The sequence below is a fragment of the Bradyrhizobium sp. genome (genome assembly GCF_036009065.1).
Taxonomy (GTDB): domain Bacteria; phylum Pseudomonadota; class Alphaproteobacteria; order Rhizobiales; family Xanthobacteraceae; genus Bradyrhizobium.
Window position 1 is genome coordinate 1 of record NZ_DASYMN010000147.1, and the last position, 3616, is coordinate 3616.

Sequence of the window (3616 nt, forward strand, 5' to 3'; positions counted from 1 at the left end):
GAGGAGCAGATCGGCTTCATCCTGCGCCAGGTCTGGCAGCGCCACGCCACCATCTTCGCCCGCGAAATCGGCATCAACCTGACGCCGACGCAATGGGCGGCGCTGGCAAAGCTCACCGAGACCGGGCCGTGCTCGCAGAACCAGCTCGGCCGGCTGACCGCGATGGACGTCGCCACCATCAAGGGCGTAATCGACCGCCTCACCGCGCGGGGTCTCACCGAAACCAGCCCCGATCCCGAAGACGGCCGCCGCCTTTTGGTGAGCCTGACCCGCGCCGGGCAGCAACTGGCCGAGAAGGCCGCGCCGAACGCGCTGGCGATTACGCGGGAAACGCTGGCGCCGCTCGACGCCAAGGAGCGCGAAACGCTGTTGGGACTGCTGAGCAAGTTGCGGTGATTCGTCATTCCGGCGCCTCGGCTCGTGTCCCGGGCGCGATGCAGCGCGTAGCTCTTCGCGAAGCGCTGCTTCGCAGAACCGGGATCCCGGTTTCTTCGAGCAGCAACCGCGGCCCCGGCTCTGCAGCGCACCACTACGCAAGAGCTACGTGCTGCGCTGCGTCCGGGGAAAGAAAAAGAGAGAGATAAAATGAAACAGCTCCGAATCGGCGATATCACCATCGACGCGGTGATCGAGCGCGAGGGACCGTGGCGGCGGCCGCAGGATTTCTTCCCGGCCTATGACGAGGCGGTGTTCAGGCATCATCTGCCGTCGATGGAGCCGGAGGTGTTCGACTTAAGCCTCGGATTGATGGTCATCACCTACCAGACCTTCGTGGTGCGAACGCCGCACCACACGATCCTGGTGGACACCTGCACCGGCGAGGACAAGGGTCATCCGCCGCCGTTCGATTTCCCCGGCAAGGAGCGCTGGCGCAACGAATTCCTGGCACTCGGCATCGGCTACGAGCAGGTCGACTACGTGTTCTGCACCCATCTTCACATCGACCACACCGGCTGGAACACCATCTTACGCGACGGCCGCTGGGTGCCGACATTCCCGAATGCGAAATACGTGTTTCACAAAAAGGAATACGCGGTCTGGGAAGCGGAGTACGCGCGCGGCGCCGATCCGCCCGGCAAGGTGTTTCGCGACAACTGCCTGCCGATCGTGGAAGCGGGACAGGCGCTGCTGGTGGACGACGACTACGCGCTCGACGACACCATCACGCTGACGCCGACGCCGGGGCATTCGCCCTGCCACTGCTGCGTCAACATTTTCTCGCGCGGGCAGCGCGCGGTGGTGACCGGCGACATGATGCACCATATCATCCAGTGCCGCGAGCCGGACTGGTCGCCCCGGGTCGATTGGGATGGCAAACAGGCCGCGGCGTCGCGGCGGAAGTTTCTGTCCTCGGTTGCCGAGACTGACACGCTGATCCTGCCGATCCATTTCCCGACCCCGACCGCGGGTCGGGTCACGGCGGATGGCGAGCGGTTCAATTACCGGTTCAAGCGGGATTGATCGTGTATCCGCAGGCTCCACCGTCATCCTGAGGTGCTCGCCGCGCAGCGGCGAGCCTCGAAGGATCGGCCACCGGCGCTTGCGGCCGATCCTTCGAGACGCCGCGCAATCGCGCGGCTCCTCAGGATGACGGGTCGTGTGTGGCTACGGTTGCTCCGCCAGCAGCGCCTTGAAATCCGCCCGCGCGCGTTGCGCCTCGAGCCGCGCCGTTTGCGAGGCTTCGCCGAGGCCGAAATAGCCGTGGATCAGGCCGAGGCCCTCGTGGTATTTTGTCGCGACGCCCGCTGCCGCGAGCGCGTCGGCATAGGCCTTGCCCTCGTCGCGCAAGGGATCGAACCACGCCGTGCAAACCACCGCCGGCGCCAGCCCTGCGAGGCTTTTCGCGCGCAGCGGCGATACCCGCCAGTCCGTGCCGTGCTTGGCATCTTCGACATAATGTCCCGAAAACCATTGCATCGCGGCGCGCGACAGGAAATAGCCTTCCGCATTTTCCGCGCGGGAGGGATAGCGCGCGTTCTCGCTCTCGTCGGCATAGCTTCCGGCGACATCGGTCACTGGATAGACCAATAGCTGCGCGGCGAGTTCGTACCCCGCATCGCGGCAGGCGATCGCGACCGTCGCGGCGAGATTACCGCCCGCGCTGTCGCCGGCGACGCCGAGGCGGGTGCTGTCTCCGCCGAATTCGACGATGCGCGCGATCACGTCGCGCACGGCCGCAAAACCGTCCTCGAACGCGCCGGGAAAGCGCGTTTCCGGTGGACGACGGTAGTCGACCGAGACGACGACGGCGCCGGTCTCGACCGCCAGCAGCCGCGCCTGCCGGTCGTGGGTGTCGAGATCGCCGGCGACCCAGCCGCCGCCATGGAAGAACACCACGGTCGGCGATTGCTGGTCCGACACGCGGTAAACCCGCGCGGCCAGCGGCCCGGCAGCGCCCTTCACCTCGATGTCGATCGCGCTCGCGACCGGCGGCGGTGGAATCGCTGCGCGCGATGCGGCAAGCGCGCGCAACGCATCGCGCGCGCTCTGCGGCGTCATGACAGTGGGATCGCGCAGCGGCAGCAGCGGAATGATCTGGGCGATTGCGGGATCAAGCGGCGTGGTCATGTTGGCCTCATTTCTCCGTCATTCCGGGGCGCGCCTTCGGCCGGCAATTGCCGGCCTGGGCGCGAACCCGGAATCCATACTCACGATGGTGGTTATGGATTCCGGGCTCGCGCGTCCAGCGACAAAATTGACTGCGTCAATTTTGCGCCGGACTCGCGCCCCGGAATGACGGCGGTTTTTAATGCCCGACGATCTCGGGCACCCTGGTCGCCGGGGGGGTGTTGCGGCTGCGCTGGGTGCGGACGATGCCGTCGATGATAGTCATGCCAATGCCCGGGAGGTCGCCGAGCTGTACGCTGTGAAGCAGGCTGGTGCCGGCGGAATGCTGCGCCTTGTCCATGATCACGAAATCCGCCGCGCGTCCGACCTCGACGATGCCGCAGTCCAGCGCGCGCATCCGCGCGGTGTTGCCGGTGGCAAAGCAGAACGCGATCTCCGCGGGCACCTCGCCGAGCGAGGACAGCAGCGACACCATGCGCAGGATTCCCAGCGGCTGCACGCCGGAACCCGCCGGCGCATCGGTGCCGAGGATGACGCGGGAGAGGTCGCCCATCTCGCGCGCGATCCGCAAAGTATAGAGTGCCGCGCGCTCATTGCCGTTATGCACCAGCTCCAGCCCGCGCTTGCAGCCCTCGCAGATGCAGCGGATCTGCCCGTCGGGCAGCGCGGTGTGGCCGCCATTGATGTGGCCGACCACGTCGGTGTCGGCTTCCAGCACCACGTCGGCGTCGATCAGTCCGGAGCCGGGGATCGACGGCCCGCCGGTGTGGATGGTGCTGTTCATGCCGTACTTGCGCGCCCACGCCACCATCTTGCGCGCGGTGGGACCGTCCTTGACGCCGCCGAGGCCGACTTCGCCGAGCCATCGCACGCCGGCCGCCGCCATCTCCCTGAAATCTTCCTCGACCATGCCGGGCTCGATCACCGGCGCGCCGGCCATCACCTTGACGCCGCCGGGCCGAAAATTGTCGAACGCGCGCTGCGCGAAGATCGCCATCGCCTTGACGCCGACCACGTCGCGCGGCCGGCCCGGCATGTGCACCTCGCC

4 protein-coding genes are annotated in these 3616 nt (G+C 67.0%); 2 read left to right on the plus strand and 2 right to left on the minus strand.

What is annotated here, in order from left to right:
* The coding region (locus tag VGP39_RS08885; RefSeq protein WP_327567736.1) for a MarR family transcriptional regulator at positions 1-396 on the plus strand (396 nt) is incomplete at its 5' end.
* 189 nt (positions 397-585) lie between these two features.
* Positions 586-1461, plus strand: a complete 876-nt coding sequence (locus VGP39_RS08890; RefSeq protein WP_327567737.1) for an MBL fold metallo-hydrolase — start codon at positions 586-588, stop codon at positions 1459-1461.
* A gap of 144 nt (positions 1462-1605) precedes the next feature.
* On the opposite strand, the gene VGP39_RS08895 is transcribed toward VGP39_RS08890, so the two are convergent.
* Both VGP39_RS08895 and VGP39_RS08900 read right to left on the minus strand, forming a co-directional pair.
* Positions 1606-2568, minus strand: coding sequence for an alpha/beta hydrolase (locus VGP39_RS08895; protein ID WP_327567738.1), 963 nt, complete (start codon positions 2566-2568; stop codon positions 1606-1608).
* Between the two features lie 178 nt (positions 2569-2746).
* The coding region (locus VGP39_RS08900) for an amidohydrolase family protein (protein ID WP_327567739.1) at positions 2747-3616 on the minus strand (870 nt) is incomplete at its 5' end.

What these genes read in the sequence shown, in the direction of transcription:
- VGP39_RS08890 (WP_327567737.1), top strand. Translation starts at nt 586, where the DNA reads ATGAAACAGCTCCGAATCGGCGATATCACCATCGACGCGGTGATCGAG.
- VGP39_RS08895 (WP_327567738.1), bottom strand. Translation starts at nt 2,568, where the DNA reads ATGACCACGCCGCTTGATCCCGCAATCGCCCAGATCATTCCGCTGCTG.